At 72.4% G+C, this 18,048-nt stretch carries 10 protein-coding genes; 3 read left to right on the top strand and 7 right to left on the bottom strand.

Features of this window, described 5'->3' with window-relative positions; translation table 11 throughout:
- The 3 genes from AOK23_RS21990 to AOK23_RS22000 all read right to left on the bottom strand — a co-directional run.
- On the bottom strand, positions 1 to 2,668 hold a 2,668-nt coding region (locus AOK23_RS21990; protein WP_055714402.1), incomplete at its 3' end, for an ATP-dependent helicase.
- A gap of 100 nt (positions 2,669 to 2,768) precedes the next feature.
- A complete protein-coding gene (locus tag AOK23_RS21995; protein ID WP_107102837.1) occupies positions 2,769 to 6,281 on the bottom strand; it encodes an ATP-dependent helicase in 3,513 nt (1,170 codons plus the stop codon).
- Between the two features lie 251 nt (positions 6,282 to 6,532).
- Positions 6,533 to 6,922 (bottom strand): MGMT family protein, encoded by a 390-nt coding sequence (locus AOK23_RS22000; RefSeq protein WP_055714404.1) that lies wholly within the window; start codon positions 6,920 to 6,922, stop codon positions 6,533 to 6,535.
- Between the two features lie 185 nt (positions 6,923 to 7,107).
- On the opposite strand from AOK23_RS22000, the gene AOK23_RS22005 reads away from it, so the two are divergent.
- The 3 genes from AOK23_RS22005 (at position 7,108) to AOK23_RS22015 (ending at position 13,212) form a co-directional block, all read left to right on the top strand.
- A complete protein-coding gene (locus tag AOK23_RS22005; protein ID WP_055714405.1) occupies positions 7,108 to 9,918 on the top strand; it encodes a lysylphosphatidylglycerol synthase transmembrane domain-containing protein in 2,811 nt (936 codons plus the stop codon).
- A gap of 106 nt (positions 9,919 to 10,024) precedes the next feature.
- Entirely contained in the window at positions 10,025 to 11,575 is a 1,551-nt protein-coding gene (locus AOK23_RS22010; RefSeq protein ID WP_055714406.1) for an alpha/beta hydrolase, read from the top strand.
- A 116-nt stretch (positions 11,576 to 11,691) separates the two neighbouring features.
- Positions 11,692 to 13,212, top strand: coding sequence for an alpha/beta hydrolase (locus AOK23_RS22015; RefSeq protein WP_055714407.1), 1,521 nt, complete (start codon positions 11,692 to 11,694; stop codon positions 13,210 to 13,212).
- A gap of 86 nt (positions 13,213 to 13,298) precedes the next feature.
- Here AOK23_RS22015 and moeZ read toward each other — a convergent pair whose 3' ends face one another.
- The 4 genes from moeZ to AOK23_RS22035 all read right to left on the bottom strand — a co-directional run bounded on the left by moeZ (position 13,299) and on the right by AOK23_RS22035 (position 17,917).
- Complete coding sequence (gene moeZ / locus AOK23_RS22020; RefSeq protein ID WP_055514434.1) at positions 13,299 to 14,477, bottom strand: adenylyltransferase/sulfurtransferase MoeZ; 1,179 nt, start codon at positions 14,475 to 14,477, stop codon at positions 13,299 to 13,301.
- 63 nt (positions 14,478 to 14,540) lie between these two features.
- Entirely contained in the window at positions 14,541 to 15,290 is a 750-nt protein-coding gene (locus AOK23_RS22025) for a spherulation-specific family 4 protein (RefSeq protein ID WP_055714408.1), read from the bottom strand.
- A complete protein-coding gene (locus tag AOK23_RS22030; protein WP_055714409.1) occupies positions 15,278 to 16,237 on the bottom strand; it encodes an NAD-dependent epimerase/dehydratase family protein in 960 nt (319 codons plus the stop codon). Before AOK23_RS22030 ends, AOK23_RS22025 begins: the two co-directional genes overlap by 13 nt.
- Positions 16,238 to 16,441: 204 nt before the next feature.
- On the bottom strand, positions 16,442 to 17,917 hold the full coding sequence (locus tag AOK23_RS22035) for a hypothetical protein (protein ID WP_240496493.1): 1,476 nt from the start codon (positions 17,915 to 17,917) through the stop codon (positions 16,442 to 16,444).
- Between the last annotated feature and the right edge of the window lie 131 nt (positions 17,918 to 18,048).

Here is an 18,048-nt window from a genome sequence, read left to right on the forward strand (position 1 = left end):
AGTCGGCGGCGTCCTCCTCGGGAAGGCGTTCCTCCGGGAGGTCCTCGGGGAGGTGGTCCGGGTGGTCGTCGTCCAGGTGCTCGTCGTCCGGTGGAGGCGGCCAGTCCGGGTCCGCGTAGGCGTACGGGTCGTCCGCACCGTCGGGGTGGGTGTCCTCGGGGGCGGAGGCGCGCTCCAGGTGGGTCAGGACGGTCTCGGCGGCCGCGCGGCGGCGGGTCAGGGCCGTGCCGTCCAGCGGGAGCGGCCAGGCGTGGTCGGCGGACGCCTCGCGCAGGGCGGGGTTCTCCGCGCCCTCCTCGGGTGCGTCGGCCCAGACCTCGATCTCTCCGAACCCGGCGGCGCAGTGGTCGTGAAGGGCCGTGAGGAAGTCGGACGGGCCGCGTGGGCGCTTCTGCGAGGGGCCCCACCAGTGGCCGGAGCCGAGGAGCAGGGAGCGGGGCCGGGTGAACGTCACGTAGCCGAGGCGGAGTTCCTCGGTGTGCTGGTGGTCCTTCATGGCCTCGTGGAAGGCCTTCAGGCCGCGTGAGTCCCAGGCCTCCACATCGGGGAGGGTGTCGGCGTCGCCGCGCAGTTCGTGCGGCAGGACCCTGCCCTGCGCGGTCCACTTCTCGCGGCCCTGGGTGCTGGGGAAGGTCCCGGTGACGAGGCCGGGAACGGCGACGACGTCCCATTCCAGCCCCTTGGACTTGTGGGCGGTGAGCACCTTGACGGTGTTCTCGCCGCCCGGAAGGGCGTTGTCGAGGCCCTTCTCGTACTGGGCGGCCGTGCGCAGGAAGCCGAGGAAGGCGAGCAGGGTGGCCTCACCCTCGCTGTTGGCGGCGAAGGAGGCGGCGACGTCGAGGAAGTTGGAGAGGGTCTCGCGGCGACGGGCGGCGAGGGCGTGCGGGGAGGCGGAGAGTTCGACTTCGAGGCCGGTGACGGCGAGCACCCGGTGGAGGACGTCCATGAGCGGGTCGGCGAGCGAGCGGCGCAGGTCGCGCAGTTCGGCGGCGAGGCGGGCGAACCGTACGCGCGCGTCCGGTGAGAAGGGCAGCCCGTCGTCCTCGCCCTCCGCTTCGAGGGGCAGTTCGAGGAACGTGTCGAGCGCGTCGGCCAGCGAGATCACCTCGGCCGGGTCGACGCCCTCGACGGCGGCGGCGAGCCGGCGGTCCGGATCGTCGTCGGCGCCCACGCGCGCGTGCGACACGAGAAGCCTGGCCCGGCGTCCCAGGAGGGCGAGGTCGCGGGGGCCGATGCGCCAGCGCGGGCCGGTGAGCAGGCGGACCAGGGAGGCGTTGGCGCCGGGGTCCTGGAGGACCTCGCAGACGGCGACGAGGTCGGCCACCTCGGGGAGGTGGAGCAGCCCGGAGAGGCCGACGACCTCGACCGGGATGTCACGGGCGACGAGCGCGCCCTGGATGTCGGCGAAGTCGGTGGCCGTACGGCACAGGACCGCGATCTCGCCCGGTTCCTTGCCGGTGCGGACGAGGTGGGCGATCGAGTCGGCGATCCAGTCGAGTTCCTCGGCGTGGGTCGGCAGCAGGGCGCAGCGGACCAGGCCGTCGCGCTCGGCTCCCGGGGCGGGCCTGAGGGCCTCCACGCCCGCGTGCATCGCGCGCAGGGGCTCGGCGAGGCCGTTGGCGAGGTCGAGGAGGCGGCCGCCGCTGCGGCGGTTCTCGCTGAGCGCCTGGCGGGTCGCGGGGCGGCCGTCGGAGTGGGCGAAGTGCTCGGGGAAGTCGTCGAGGTTGGCGACGGAGGCGCCCCGCCAGCCGTAGATGGCCTGGCAGGGGTCGCCGACGGCGGTCACAGGGTGACCGGTGCCGCCGCCGAACAGGCCCGCGAGCAGGACGCGTTGGGCGACGGAGGTGTCCTGGTACTCGTCGAGCAGGACCACCCGGAACTCGTCCCGCAGCAGGCGGCCGACCTCGGGAAGTCGGCCGAGACCGGCCGACAGGGCGATCTGGTCGCCGAAGTCGAGGAGGTCCCGTTCGCGCTTGGCGGCTCGGTAGCGGCCGACCAGCTCCGCGAGTTCCCGGCGGGCGGCGGCCGCCTCGGGGACCTTGCGGAGGTCCGCGTTGGAGAGCTTGGCGCTCTCCAGGTCGCGCAGCAGCTCGGCGTCGTACGCGCGCAGTTCCTCGGGGCGTACGAGGTGCTCGGCGAGTTCGGAGTCGAGCGCGAGGAGGTCGCTGACGAGGTCGGGGAAGGAGCGGGTGAGCGCCGGGTAGGGGCCCGGGGACTCGCGGAGCACGCGCGCGGCCAGCTGGTAGCGGGTGGCGTCGGCGAGCAGGCGGGAGGTGGGCTCCAGTCCGATGCGCAGCCCGTGATCGGTGAGGAGCCGGCCCGCGAAGGCGTGGTACGTGGAGATGACGGGCTCGCCCGGGGGATTGTCGGGGTCGATCACGTCGGGGTCGGTGATGCCCGCCTTGACCAGGGCCTTGCGCACCCGCTCGGCGAGTTCGCCGGCCGCCTTGTTGGTGAAGGTCAGGCCGAGCACCTGTTCGGGGGCGACCTGTCCGGTGCCGACCAGCCAGACCACGCGCGCGGCCATCACCGTGGTCTTGCCCGAGCCGGCTCCGGCCACGATCACCTGCGGGGCAGGCGGCGCGATGATGCAGGCCGTCTGCTCCGGGGTGAACGGGATGCCCAGGAGCTCCTTGAGCTGCTCGGGATCAGTGATTCGGGCGGACACCCCAGAGAGGCTAGCGGCGGCCACTGACAGCGGACGCCGGATCACCGTCCGGGCGGGGAGAAGTGCTGGTCAGCGCGGGTGGTGCCGTGGATCACGTCGGTCACTCGACCACGTGGCGGCCCTCCGGGCGGGCACTGCAGGACGCCCGGAAAGCGCAGTGTGCACAGTGTTGTCCTGCGGTCGGGGAGAAGCGCTCGTCGAGGACCTTGCCGGCGGCGTTGGCGAGGAGGCCGCCGACCCAGTCGCCCTCCAGAGGCCCCTGAGCCTGCACCTTGGGAAGCGTCTCGCCGCCGTTCTTCTTGGCGGCGCCCTGCCGCAGCTGGACGAGTTCGGCGCCGCCCGGTTCGGGCCGTGCGCCACCGAAGGGCTCGTCGACGGCCCCCTCGCGGACCGCGAGCTGGTAGACGGCGAGCTGCGGGTGCCGTTCGACCTCGGCGGCGGTCGGCGCCTGTTTGCCGGTCTTGAAGTCGACCACGTAGGCGCGGCCTTCGGCGTCGGTCTCGACGCGGTCCATGGACCCCCGGATGCGCACCTCGTAGTCACCCGCTTCCAGGGTCACGTCGAAGTCCTGCTCGCTGGCCACCGGGGTGCGCCCGGCGCGCAGCCCGTTCGAGTCGACGTGCCAGGTCAGGAAACGTTCGAGCGCCACGCGCGCGTGCTGCTTCTCCTGGTCGGACTTCCAGGGCGCGTCGAAGGCGAGCGCGTTCCACACGGAGTCGAGGCGCTCCATGAGGACGTCGAGGTCGGCGGGGGTGCGTCCGGAGGCGACCTCGTCCGCGAGAACGTGCACGACGTTACCGAAGCCCTGGGCGGCGGTCGCGGGCGCGTCGGCCTTCACCTCGCGCCCCAGGAACCACTGCAGGGCACAGGTGTTGGCGAGCTGGTCGAGGGCGCTGCCGGACAGCACGACGGGCTGGTCGCGGTTCCTGAGCGGGACCTTGCTCTCGGTGGGTTCGAACATGCCCCACCAGCGGTACGGGTGCGCCGACGGCACCAGGGGACGGCCGTCCTCGTCGCTCAGGGCGGCGAGCCTGGCCAGTCGCCGGGCGGCCGCCTCACGCAGCGCGTCCGACACCCGCGGGTCGACCGTCGTGGCTCGCAGCTCGGCCACGAGGGCGGCGACGGAGAGCGGGCGGCGGGGGCGGCCGGTCACGTCCTTGGGTTCCACGCCGAGTTCGGCGAGGAAGCGGGAAGGCTGGTCGCCGTCGTCGGCGGGGGCCTTCACCGCGGTGACGACGAGGCGTTCACGCGCGCGCGTGGTGGCCACGTAGAACAGACGCCGCTCCTCGGCGAGCAGCGCTCCGGGGGTGAGCGGTTCGGCGAGGCCGTCGCGGCCGATGCGGTCGGCCTCCAGGAGCGAACCACGGCGGCGCAGGTCCGGCCAGAGTCCCTCCTGGACGCCCGCGACGACGACCAGGCGCCACTGGAGGCCCTTGGAGCGGTGCGCGGTCACCAGGCGTACGGCGTCGGGGCGCACCGCCCTGCCGGTGAGCGTGTCGGCGGCGATGTCCTCCGCCTCGATCTCCGCGAGGAAGTTGAGCGCGCCGAGACCTCCGGTGCGTTCCTCCGCGCGGGCCGCGGTGGCGAACAGCGCGCACACGGCGTCGAGGTCCCGGTCCGCGTTGCGTCCGGCCGCGCCGCCGCGCCGGGCGGCCCGCTCCAGACGCCTGGGCCACGGTGTGCCGTCCCACAGGTCCCACAGTGCCTCCTCGGCCGTGCCGCCGCCGGCAAGGCGCTCCCGTGCCTTCCGCAGCAGCGCGCCGAGGCGTTGCGCGCCCCGCGCGTACACGGGGTCGTGGGCGACCAGCCGTTCCGGTTCGGCCAGGGCGCGGGCCAGCAACTCGTCCGAGGGCGGCGGCACGGGGTTGCCGCCGGCCCGCTCCTCCTCGCGCAGGGCACGACCCAGCCGCCGCAGATCGGCGGTGTCCATACCGGCGAGGGGGGAGGCGAGGAGGGTGAGCGCGGTCTCGGTGTCCAGCCAGCACGTGGCCGGCTCGGGGGCGCCGGGCGGCTCGCCGGACTCCGCCGCCGGACCGGCGTCGGGCTCGTAGCCCCCCTCCTGCGCCCCTCCTGTTCCGGCCTCCTCTGCCTTCTCACCTTCCTCGGCCCTCGCGCCCTCCTCGGCCCTCGCGCCCTCTTCTGCCTTCGCGTCCTCTTCTGCCTCCGCGCCCTCCACGGGCTCCACCGGCCCCTGTGCGGCCGTCGAGCCGGTGTCCCCCAGCTCCGCCCGGGCGACTGCTCGCAGGGCCGTCAGGAGGGGCTGTACGGCCGGCTCGTGACGGAGTGGCAGGTCGTCGCCGTCGATCTCCAGGGGTACGCCCGCTGCCGTGAGGGCACGTCGCATCGACGGGATCGTGCGGGCACCCGCGCGTACCAGGACGGCCATCTCGCCCCAGGGGACACCGTCCTCCAGGTGGGCCCGGCGCAGGACGTCCGCGATGTTGTCCAGTTCGGTGCCCGGCGTGGGGTACGTGTAGACCTCGACGCGGCCGCCGTCCCGTTCCGGTCGGAGCTCGCGGTGGGCCCGTACCTTCTCCGCCGGGAGGCGGGTGAGCGGCATGCGCTGCGTGAGCAGTCGGGTGGCCGCGAGCAGGTCGGCCCCCGAGCGGCGGGAGGTCCGGAGGACGGCGACCGGCGCGGGGCGGCCGTCCGCGCGGGGGAAGGCGGCCGGAAAGTCCAGGATGCCGTTCACATCGGCGCCCCGGAACGTGTAGATCGACTGGTCGGGGTCGCCGAGGGCGACCAGGGTACGGCCGCCGCCCGCGAGGGCCCTCAGCAGCCGTACCTGCGCCGGATCGGTGTCCTGGTACTCGTCGACGTAGACCGCGTCGTACTGCCCGGCCAGCTGTTCGGCGACGCCGGGCCGACCGGCGAGGAGGACCGCGCGGTGGACGAGTTCCGCGTAGTCGAGGACCCCTTGCAGGTCGAGGACGTCGAGGTACTCGGCGAGGAAGGCGGAGGCCGCGCGCCAGTCGGGACGGCCGATGCGGTCGGCGAAGGCCCGCAGGTCGGCGGGGGCCAGGCCCAGCTCACGGCTGCGGGCGAGGACCGCGCGGACCTCGTCGGCGAACCCGCGCGTGGTGAGGCAGGCGCGCAGCTCGTCCGGCCAGCGCACGTGCGCGAGGCCGAGGCGTTCGAGGTCGGGCTGGCCCGCGAGCAGCTCACGGACGGCGACGTCCTGCTCGGGACCGGACAGCAGGCGCAGTGGTTCGACGAACAGGTCGCTGTCCTGGTGGGCGCGGACCAGGGCGTAGCAGAACGAGTGGAACGTGGTGGCCCGGGGGGCGCGCGCGGCGCCCATGCGCAGCGCCATGCGGTCGCGCAGCTCGACGGCCGCCTTGCGGCTGAAGGTCAGGACGAGGACGCGCTCGGGATCGGTTCCGCGGGCGACGCGGGCCGCCACGGACTCGACGAGGGTGGTCGTCTTTCCAGTGCCCGGACCTGCGAGAACGAGCATGGGGCCCGTCTCGTGGTCAACCACGGCGGCCTGCTGGGCGTCCAGACGAGGGGGACTCGATCGGACCGGTGGGGTACGCACCAGTCGGTAAGCGCCACGGCTCCCCTGTCGCATCTGGGTGTGCGACAGGCGCCTGGTGGAGGAAGAGGAGCTCACGTGGTTCGCCGGTCCTGGTGGGTGTGCTGGTTGCCCTGCCCCTGCTCGTGGAGAGCGGTGGCCGCGGGGTGAGGGGGACACGTGCAGCCGACGCTACGCCGACGGGTGGTGCGGAAGCTCAGCTTCCTCTTGTTCCCTCCCGACTCACGCGGCCTGTGCGTCCCTCGCCCCACGAACGTACGGCATGCCACCGACGTGCCCCGCTTCCCCCGTTCGGGGGCGCCTCGGCGGCCGTCGGACGCGGAATGCCGTCAGGTGTGATCTTCCGCGCGTTCGCCGCCGTCCCAGCCGGTGCGTTCGCCGCCGTCCCAGCGCGCCCGTTTCATGTCGAGGCGCGGCACATGACCCTCGGCGGCGCGACTCGCCTCACGCAGGGGCGTGCCCTCCGTCCGGTAGTGACCCAGCGCTCTCAGCTCGTGGCCGGGCAGCAGATGGCCGTCCGCGCGGACCACCCGCCACCACGGCACGGCACCCCCGTAGAGGGCCATCACGCGGCCCACCTGGCGCGGGCCGCCCTCCCCCAGCCACTCGGCGACGTCCCCGTACGTCATGACCCGCCCGGGCGGGATCAGCTCGGCGACCTCGAGGACCCGCTCCGCGTACTCCGGCAGGGCGTCCGCCGGAAGGCTCTCCTCGCTCATCCGGCCCATCCTGCCCCACCCCACCGACAATGGGACGTGGTGGCCGACGCGTGCGTCCCTCGCTCCGAGGACGGTCTTCGGGCAGACTGTGCGCCCCCGCATTGCACCCTGATGCCCCTGTGTGCCCACCCGGCATGCCACCATCGTGCGGGCGGTGACTGGTGATACGAGACCAAGAAGAGACGATGAAGCAGCAGAGCGTGCACCCCGATGACGCGGCGGGCACCTCTGACGCCTCGTCGCGCCCGGACGCCGCCGACGGGGACGACAAGGGCGCCGAGACCGCCGACCCGAAGGACCCGGCGAACATCGCGCCCACGGAGACATCGCTCTCCCCCAGGGCGCACGACGACCGGCACGACGACACGTCGTCGCAGGTCGGCCCGGATACCGACGTCCCGGACGAGGGGCACACCGAAGCGGTCGAGGGCGACGAACCGCTACTCCCCGCGCGCGTGCACCGTCCCTCGGACCTCATGCGGCTGTCGGTCGGCATCCTCGGGATCATCGTCCTGCTGGCGATCGCCGCGTTCGCGCACGGCACCACGGCCGGCCTCGAACAGGACATCAACAAGGGCACGGGCCAGGCACCCGACCTGATGATCAAGCTCGCGGGCCTGGGGTCGAGCATCGCGATCCTGCTGGTCCCGGTCGCCTTCGCGATCGAGCGCCTGGTCAAGCGGGACGGGCTGCGCATCGCGGACGGTGTGCTCGCGGCGGTCCTGGCGCACGGGGTGACCCTGGCGACGGACCTGTGGGTCGCCCGTACCGCCCCGGACTCGATCCAGGAGGCGCTGACCCAGCCCTCCCCCGGCGACATCCACGCCCTCACGGACCCCGTCCACGGCTATCTCGCGCCGGTCATCGCCTACATGACGGCCGTGGGCATGTCCCGCAGACCCCGCTGGCGTGCGGTGCTGTGGATCGTGCTCCTGCTGGACACGTTCTCCATGCTGGTCGCCGGCTACACGACGCCGTTCTCGATCATCCTGACGGTGCTCATCGGCTGGACGGTCGCCTACGGGACGCTCTACGCCGTCGGCTCACCGAACGTGCGCCCCACCGGCCGGACCCTGATGGCGGGCCTCAGGCGGGTCGGCTTCAAGCCGGTGAGCGCCGCCCGCGAGGAGGCCTCGGACGCCACGGAAGGCGGCGACCGGGGCCGCCGGTACTTCGTGACGCTGGAGGACGGCCCACCCCTCGACGTCACCGTCGTCGACCGGGAGCAGCAGGCGCAGGGCTTCTTCTACCGCGTCTGGCGGCGGCTGACCCTGCGCGGCATCACCACGCGCCGCAGTCTGCAGTCCCTGCGCCAGGCCCTGGAGCAGGAGGCACTCCTCGCGTACGCGGCCATCGCGGCCGGCGCCAACGCCCCCAAGCTGATCGCGACCTCCGAACTGGGACCGGACGCGGTGATGCTCGTCTACGAGCACACCGGCGGACGCACCCTGGACTCGCTGTCGGACGACGAGGTCACCGACGAACTGCTGCACGACACCTGGGCCCAGGTGAAGGCCCTGCAGTCACGCCGGATCGCGCACCGCAGGCTGGTGGGCGACGCGATTCTGGTGGATCGTTCCGGCACGGTGGTCCTGACCGATCTGCGCGTCGGTGAGATCGCGGCCGGAGACCTGGTGCTCCGCATGGACGTCTCCCAGCTCCTGACCACACTCGGACTCCGGGTGGGCGCCGAGCGGGCGGTGGCGTCGGCGGTGAGCGTCCTCGGCCCCGACGCGGTGGCCGACTGTCTGCCGATGCTGCAGCCCATCGCGTTGTCACGCTCCACGCGCGCGACGCTGCGGAGACTGGCCCGGGAGCGGGCGGAGCGCGAACGCGAGGCGGTCCTGGAGGCCTCCCAGCTCGCCAAGCAGGCCCGCGCGGAGGAGCACAAGGAGGCCGAGGCGGGCAAGACCGCCAAGAAGGCCGTACGAGCCGAGCAGCGGGCGGAGAAGCGGGCCATCGACGAGGCCCTGGAAGAGGCCCGCGAGGAGGACCTGCTCACCCAGATCCGCCACCAGGTGCTGCTCATCAGGCCGCAGGCCCCCGTCGAACCGGCCCGCCTGGAACGGGTCCGGCCGCGCACCCTGATCAGTTTCATCGCCGGTGCCATCGGCGCGTACTTCCTGTTGACGCAGCTGACGCACATCGAGTTCGGGCCGCTCATCAAGAACGCCGAATGGGGCTGGGTCGCCGCGGCGGTGTTCTTCTCCGCGCTGAGCTATGTGGCCGCCGCGATGAGCCTGCTGGGCTTCGTACCGGAGCGGGTGCCGTTCCCCCGCACGGTGGCCGCGCAGGTCGCCGGGTCGTTCGTGAAGATCGTCGCCCCGGCGGCGGTGGGCGGTGTGGCGCTCAACACGCGCTTCCTGCAGCGGGCGGGGGTACGGCCGGGTCTCGCGGTGGCCAGTGTGGGCGCCTCGCAGTTGTTCGGACTCGGCTGCCACATCCTGATGCTGCTCGCCTTCGGCTATCTCACCGGAACCGAGAAGACGCCGTCCCTGTCGCCGTCCCGCACGGTCATCGCGGGCCTGTTGACGGTCGCGGTGCTCGTCCTGGTGGTGACGTCGATCCCCTTCCTGCGGAAGTTCGTCGTCACGCGCGTGCGGTCTCTCTTCGCCGGTGTCGTCCCACGCATGCTCGACGTGCTGCAGCGGCCGCAGAAGCTGGTCACCGGCATCGGCGGCATGCTGCTCCTCACCGGCTGCTTCGTGATGTGTCTGGACGCCTCGATCCGCGCCTTCGGTGACGAGAACGCCTCGATCAGCATCGCCAGCGTCGCGGTCGTCTTCCTCGCGGGCAACGCGCTGGGCTCGGCGGCGCCGACGCCCGGCGGTGTGGGCGCGGTCGAGGCCACACTGACGGTCGGCCTCATCGCCGTCGGCCTCCCCAAGGAGGTCGCGGCCCCCGCGGTCCTGTTGTTCCGACTCCTGACGCTGTGGCTGCCCGTGCTGCCGGGGTGGCTGGCCTTCAACCAGCTGACACGCAAGGGCGCCCTCTAGAGGGGCGGAGCGCCGCCTCCACGCGCGTGGAGGCGGATCGGGCCCTCTCTCACCCGCTCGGCCCGCGCCCCGAGCACACCGCACGAGGCGGCTTCAGGATGAGGGCATGCCCACCTCGCTCCGGCTGCGCGCCGTCACCCTGACCGCCATGGCCGTCGTGCTGTCCTGGTCGGCGGCGGGCTGCGGCGGCGAGGCCAAGGGCAAGGACGAGGATCTGACGACGCAGAAACTGGACTGGAAGGACTGCCCGGCGCCCTCGGCGTCCGAGGGCGGCGGCCCTGCCCCCTCGCCCCTGCCGAACGGCACCCCCTGGCAGTGCGCGACCATGAAGGCTCCTCTCGACTGGGGCGATCCCAAGGGCGACACGATCGACATCGCGCTGATCCGGGCGCGGTCGAGCGGCAGCCGGGACCGGCGGATCGGCTCGCTCGTCTTCAACTTCGGCGGCCCCGGGGGCTCGGGCGTCAAGGGGCTGCCCGCCTTCGCCGACGACTTCACCACGCTGCGCACCCGCTACGACCTGGTCAGCTTCGATCCGCGGGGAGTCGGTCGCAGCGCGGGCGTCGAGTGCGAGGACGACGAGGAACTCGACGAGTACTTCCAGCAGGACCAGACGCCGGACGACGCGTCCGAGCGGAAGGATCTCCTGGACAGCACGAAGACGTTCAACGCGGCCTGCGAGGACAACTCCGGCAAGACCCTCCCGCACGTCAGCACCCCCGACGCCGCCCGCGACCTGGACCTGATGCGCGAGGTCCTCGGCGACGACGAACTGCACTACTTCGGCATCTCCTACGGCACCGAACTCGGCGGCGTCTACGCCCATCTGTTCCCCAAGAACGTGGGCCGGGCCGTGTTCGACGCCGTTGTCGACCCGACACAGACACCGGAACAGAGCAGCCTCGGGCAGGCCAAGGGCTTCCAGCTCGCGCTCGACAACTTCGCCAAGGACTGTGTGTCGAAAGTGGAGGAGTGCCCTGTCGGCGACACCGCGCAGGACGTCAAGAACCGCATCACGACGCTCCTCGACGACCTCGACCGCAAGCCGATCCCCGGTGTCTTCCCCCGCGACCTGACGGAGTCAGCCGCCACCACCGGGATCGCGCAGGCCTTGTACTCCAAGGACCTCTGGCCCTACCTGACCGAAGGGCTCCAACAGGCATACGACGGGGACGGCCGACTGCTGATGCTGCTGGCCGACTCGATGAACGGACGCAACGAGAACGGCGAGTACAGCAACCTGGCCGCGGCGAACGTCGCCATCAGCTGCGCCGACGACAAACAGCGGTACACCACGAAGGACGTGGAGGCGAAGCAGGGCGAGTTCCGGGCCGCCTCCCCCGTCTTCGGTGACTGGCTCGCCTGGTCCATGCTCACCTGCACCGACTGGGCCGTCGCCGGCGCGGCAGACCATCCCGAAGTCAGCGCGCCGGGGTCGGCGCCGATCCTGGTGATCGGCAACACGGGCGATCCCGCCACACCGTACGAGGGCGCGCGGAAGATGGTGGGGGCGCTCGGGGCGGGAGTCGGTGTCGAGCTGACGTACAAGGGGCAGGGGCACGGGGCGTACGGCAGCGGGAACGGCTGCGTGAAGGCGGCCGTGGACGGTTATCTACTCACGGGCAAGGCCCCGAAGTCCGGCACCGTCTGCGCCTGAAGCCGCAGGTCAGAGCGTTATCCACAGGCCCCGACGCAAGCGCGGCAGTCCGCATACCATGGCATGACCGCCATTCGCGATATCCGGCGAGTGGTGCCGTAAGGGGGGATTTGCTCATGGCTCGATGGCTACGGGGAGCGGCTCTGACCGCGGCTGCGGTGCTGGTCGCCGGCTGCAGTGGAGCTACCGACAGCGGGAAGGGCGAGAGCGCCGCGTCCGCATCCGCGGTCCCCTCACCTTCCGCGCTCCCCGCGCAGAAGCTCGACTGGGGGCGCTGCGAGGCGACGTCGGAGGGTCCGGCGCCGGGCGGCGACTGGCGGTGCGCGACGCTCAAGGTCCCGCTGGACTGGTCGAAGCCGGACGGCGAGACGATCGGGCTGGCGCTGATCCGCAGCGAGGCGACCGGCGACAGGAGCGAACGGCTCGGCTCGCTCCTGTTCAACTTCGGCGGACCGGGCGGCTCGGGCGTTTCCACGATGCCCTCGTACGCCGGTCTCACGAGCGAGCTGCACAAGCGGTACGACCTGGTGAGCTGGGACCCCCGGGGCGTCGGCGGGAGTGAGGGGGTGCGCTGCCGCAGCGACAAGGAGATCCAGGCGGCCGAGTCGGTGGACGCCACTCCGGACGACGCCGCCGAGGAGACGGCCTTCTTCGACGACGCGGCCTCCTTCGGCGCCGGCTGCGCGCGGGCAGCGGGCAAGCTCCTGTCCCATGTGTCGACCGCCGACACCGCCCGCGACATGGACCTCATCCGCCGAGCGGTCGGCGACCGGAAGATGCACTACGTCGGCATCTCGTACGGCACGGAGTTGGGCGGCGTATACGCCCATCTCTTCCCCGGGAACGTCGGGCGCCTCGTGCTCGACGCGGTCGTCGACCCGACCGCCGACACAATGGGCCACGCGAAGAACCAGACCCTGGGCTTCCAGCGCGCCCTCGACAACTACCTCGCGTCGACGGGCCAGGACCCGAAGAAGGGCACCCGGAAGATCGCGGACCTGCTGCAGCGGATCGACGCCGATCCCCTGCCGACGACCTCCGGACGGGAGCTCACCCAGACCCTGGCGATCACCGGTATCGTCCTGCCGCTCTACAGCGAGCAGAGCTGGCCCGGCCTGACGAGCGCTCTCGACGCGGCGGAGGACGGCGACGGCACGGAGTTGCTGGCGCTCGCCGACGGTTACAACGAGCGGGACCCCTCGGGCCGCTACGGCACGACGACCCACTCGCAACGCGTCATATCGTGCCTGGACCAGCAGCAGCGGCCGACACCGCAGGAGACGAAGACGCTGCTGCCCGAGTTCCGGAAGCTCTCGCCCGTGTTCGGCGAGTTCCTGGGCTGGGACACCGCGGGCTGGTGCCACGACTGGCCGGTGCCCGGTCTGACGGACTCACCGGAGGTGAGCGCGCCGGGGGCGGACCCCGTTCTCGTCGTGGGCAATACCGGGGACCCGGCGACGCCGTACGAGGGCGCCGAGAAGATGGCGCGGGAGCTGGGCGAGGACGTCGGAGTGATGCTCACCTGGAAGGGCGAGGGCCATGGGGCGTACGGCAGCGGCAGCAGCTGTGTCGACTCGACGGTGAACGCGTATCTGCTGGCCGGGAGGGTGCCGAAGGACGGAAAGGTCTGCACGTAGTCGTGGCCACCGCGAAAAGGGGCCCGGCACACGCGGTGCCGAGCCCCTCCGGGGAAAGCGTCCGCCCGCCGACGGCGGGAAGGGGACTAGTAGACCGGCTTGTCGGGCTCGATCTGGTTGACCCAGCCGATCACGCCGCCGCCCACGTGGACGGCGTCGGAGAAGCCGGCCGACTTGAGGACCGCGAGGACTTCCGCACTGCGGACACCCGTCTTGCAGTGCAGGACGATCTTCTTGTCCTGCGGGAGGCTCTCCAGGGCGGAGCCCATGAGGAACTCGTTCTTCGGGATCAGCCGGGCACCGGGGATCGAGACGATCTCGTACTCGTTGATCTCGCGGACGTCGATGATGTCGATGTTCTCGCCGTCGTCGATCCACTCCTTGAGCTGCTTGGGAGTGATCGTCGAGCCGGCGGCCGCCTCCTGGGCCTCCTCGGAGACGACGCCGCAGAAGGCCTCGTAGTCGATGAGTTCGGTGACGGTGGGGTTCTCGCCGCAGACCGCGCAGTTCGGGTCCTTGCGGACCTTGACCTGGCGGTACTGCATCTCGAGGGCGTCGTAGATCATCAGCCGGCCGACGAGGGGCTCACCGGTGCCGGTGAGGACCTTGATGGCCTCGGTGACCTGGATGGAGCCGATGGACGCGCACAGCACACCGAGGACACCGCCCTCGGCGCAGGAGGGGACCATGCCCGGCGGCGGGGGCTCCGGGTACAGGCAGCGGTAGCAGGGGCCGTGCTCGGACCAGAAGACGGACGCCTGGCCGTCGAAGCGGTAGATGGAACCCCACACGTACGGCTTGTTCAGCAGCACGCAGGCGTCGTTGACCAGGTAACGGGTCGCGAAGTTGTCCGTGCCGTCGACGATCAGGTCGTACTGGCTGAAGATGTCCATCACGTTGTCGGCCTCGAGCCGCTCCTCGTGAAGGATCACGTTCACGTACGGGTTGATGCCGAGGACGGAGTCGCGGGCGGACTCGGCCTTGGAGCGGCCGATGTCGGCCTGGCTGTGGATGATCTGACGCTGCAGGTTCGACTCGTCGACCTCGTCGAACTCCACGATGCCGAGCGTCCCGACGCCCGCCGCGGCCAGGTACATCAGCGCCGGCGAGCCCAGGCCGCCGGCGCCCACACAGAGCACCTTGGCGTTCTTCAGCCGCTTCTGCCCGTCCATCCCGACGTCGGGGATGATCAGGTGGCGGGAGTACCTGCGGACCTCATCTACGGTGAGCTCGGAAGCGGGCTCGACCAGGGGTGGCAGCGACACGGGGACTCCGTTGATCGGTCAATCACTACAGTTGTTCTCCCAGTAACACTGCCACGCCCTTTTTCATTCCGAGACACCCGTTCCAACCAGCGAGACAATGTCGTCCCAGTAGCCGGGCAGGGTCGCCCAGGGGTCGATTCGGCCGCCCCGGTCCGTGCGGTCGGTGAAGTAGATCGTGGCAGCGCCCTGCCAGCGGGCGACACGCAGCGCCTCGTCGAGGTGGACGCGGGGCACACCGTGGACGAAGTGGCAGAAGCGTTCAGGAGGATGGTCGGCGGTCCATTCGGCGACCTGGGACCAGCGGTAGTCGCTCCAGGGCCCCGAGAAGGTCACGAGTTGGTCGGCGCTCTCGGCATATCCGGGATGTGGATGGGTGCCGTGGCCGAGAACTATGTGGCCGCCGCCGAGGAGCGCCCGGAGGGTGAGGACGGTGCGGTTGAGTCCGGGGAGTGCGCCGCGCTCGGTGGGGCAGCGGTCGAGGAGGTAGCCGTCGACCTGGTACCAGTCGAGGTGGCGGTGGGCGTCGGCGACGATCTCACCGAAGGGGCGCGCGCCATGGGTCACGTCGAGGTGGCCGAGGACCCGGACGCCGCCGTTGCGGAGCCGTCCCGCGGCTTCCAGACAGACCGGGTCGGGGCGGGTACCGGGGCCGTCGGAGACGTTCAGGACGACCCAGTGCAGAGGGGCCCCGGGCCGGGTGAGTTCGCCCCATTCCAGCGGGGCGACAAGGGGGTGCGCATAGCCGGGGATGCCGAGGCCGGCGCTCAGGCCGGTGCTGGCGGTGCCGGACGGGGTGGAGGTCAGATACGGCATGCGGCCTCCATCCAGATGTCGGCGAGGGACTCCTCCAGATTGATACGGGGCCGCCAGCCGAGCCGGTCGCGGGCGGTGCGGACATCGGCCTGCTGCCAACTGCCGCAGCCGTCCGGGTAGGGATAGGCGACCGGAGGGGTGTGGTCCGGTTCGGGCCGGGGGTGGCCGATGGTCGGCCTGAGGGGCCCGGACGGGGTGTCGAGTTCGTGGAGGGCACCGCCGTAGCCGGCGACACGGGCGAGGACGGCGGCCGCGTCGCGGAGGCGCACGGCACGGCCGGACCCGATGTTGATCACGCCCTGGGCGGCGGAGAGTGAGGCGGCGTGGACAGCGCGGGCGACGTCCCGGACGTCGACGAAGTCGCGTTGGACGCCGAGGCCGCCGAGTTTGAGTTCGCCGTCGCCGGACTGCATGGCGCGCCGCATGGCTTCGGCGAGGCGGCCGAGCGGCGAGCCGGCGGGGGTGCCGGGCCCGGCGGGTGAGAAGACCCGCAGGACGACGGCGTCCAGGCCGGAGCCGAGGACGAGTTCGGTGGCGGCGAGTTTGCTGACGCCGTACGGGCCGCCGGGGCGGGGCACGGCGTCCTCGGCGGTGGAGGAGCCGGGCTGACTCGGGCCGTATTCGGCGCCGCAGCCGATCTGCACCAGGCGGGCCCCGCAGCCGCTGCGGCGGAGGGCCTCGCAGACGGTGGCGACGGCGACGGTGTTGTGCCGGGTGAGTTCGCGGGCGCCGCCGCGGGTGGCTCCGGCGCAGTTGATGACGACGCCGGGGTGGACCGCGTCCAGGAAGCGGGTGAGCGCGCCGGGGCTGCCGGTGGCGAGGTCGAACCGTACGTCGGCGTCGTCGCCGCGACCGAGCGCGGTGAGTTGGACGGCCGGGTCGGCGAGGAGGCGTTCGGCGACGAAACGGCCGAGGTATCCGTTGGCTCCGATCAGCAGGACCCTCATCGGGCGGCTCCCGGGGCGGACTCTCCGGTTCGGGAGGTGATCATCTGGCGTTCTCCTTATGAGGTGGTGCCGTGGGTGATGAGGTGGTCCCGCGGTGTCGGCCCCGCGGGAGGTGGTGCGCGCGACGGCTGTCCCGCGCGCCGGTGGGGCTCGGTTGCGGGCTGCGGCCTGTGGTGACCGCGCCGTGGACCGTCCGAGGTGGGGTCAGGTCGCCCCCGGCGGGCGGGCGTGGGCCGAGGCCCGGGTGAGGGTGCGGGTGGCGTGCACGAGGAGGAGGAGTGCGGCGATGCCGCAGACCAGGGCGGGGACGGCGCCTGGTCCCCAGGCGTCGGTGACCGTCCGGACGGGAACGGCCAGGAAGGAGCAGCCGGGCAGGCGGCTCGCGAAGACGGTGGCCAGGGCGCAGGTCTCGGTCAGCGCCGCCGAGCACAGGACGACGGCGGGGGCGTGCGGAAAGCCGTGGACGGTGAGGATGCGGGCCAGCAGAAGCAGTGCGCCGAGGGCGACCGCCCCCGCGGTGACGGCCGGTTCGTCCAGGACCGTGCCGCACAGGGCGAGCAGGGAGACCAGGGCGCACAGGTACAGGGCGAACACGCCGAGGAGCAGGGGCTTCACGGAGTCGGCGAAGTCGGCGAGGCCGCGGCTGGCGACGAGTTTGCGGCGGGCGCGTACGGAGAGGAGGTGGGCGCACCACAGGGCGGGAGCGCAGCTCAGGGCGAGTGCCAGGACGGGGGCCGTGGCCAGGGGCCAGGGACCGTCGGGGCCGTCGGCGAGACCGGCGGCGAGCAGTCCGTCGCCGAGCAGGGCGTACGCCATCAGCCAGCAGGTCCAGGTGCCGCTGTGGCCGGTCGCGCCGAGCGGCGACCGGAGCGGGCTGCGGCGGAGGGCGGCGCGCAGCCCGAGGGCGACGGCGAGGGCACCGGCCGTGGCGACGACGAGGCGGGGTTGGCCGTGGGTGAGCCGTACACCGGCCACTGCCGCCGCGCAGAGGGCGCCCGGGAGAAGGGCGAGGACCGCCCAGCCGCCGCCCGGCCCGGACGCGGCGGGCATAGGCCGGCGCTCCGGGGGTGTCTCCGCGTCGCGGGGTACGCGCGCGTACATCTCCTCGGCGAGTGAGAAGACGTCCCGGTGCCGGAAGCGGGCGGCCGTGCGGTCGGTGACTCCGTGGGCCTCCAGCCCTGCGGCGATCTCCAGCGGGTCCACGGCCCGTTCGCACAGCTCCCGGTGCCGGCGCATCAGGGCTTTCACGGGGTCCACGGCCCCGCGTCTGGAGGCGGGCGCGGGTTCGGAGGAGGCCCGGCCTCCGTCATCAGCGCCGATCCCCACCCCGCCCGCGGCCACGGCCTCGGCCTGGGGGTGGACCCCGTCAAGGAGGGCCACCGAGTCCGATGCGCCTGGTGGCGTCGCCGAGGCTCGCGCCTCCGGCGCCCCTTCGGAACGCGGGAGGGCCTCCGGCGCCCCTTCGGAACGCGGGTGGGGCCGCGGTGCCCTTTCGGTCCGCAGAGAGGCTCCCGGCACCCCCTCGGTCCGCGAAGAGGCCCCAGGCTCACCCTCAATCCGCGAAGAGACCCCGGGCACACCCTCAATCCGCGAGGGGCCACCCGGCTCGGACTGACTTGGCCAGACCAGTTCCTCGGCCCCGTCCCTGGTCTCCAGGCCGTCCAACCGCAGTTCGCTCATCGCGCTCCCTCCCCCGCGGGCACGGGTTCACCGGTAGCTGCCGGAGGCGTTCCCGTGGCCGGGACGGGGGTGTCGACGGCCCAGCCGGGTCGGCCGGACGCAACCCCGCCGAGGCGCGCACGGCGCTCGGG

The organism is Streptomyces torulosus, from assembly GCF_001419765.1.
GTDB classification, from domain to species: domain Bacteria; phylum Actinomycetota; class Actinomycetes; order Streptomycetales; family Streptomycetaceae; genus Streptomyces; species Streptomyces torulosus.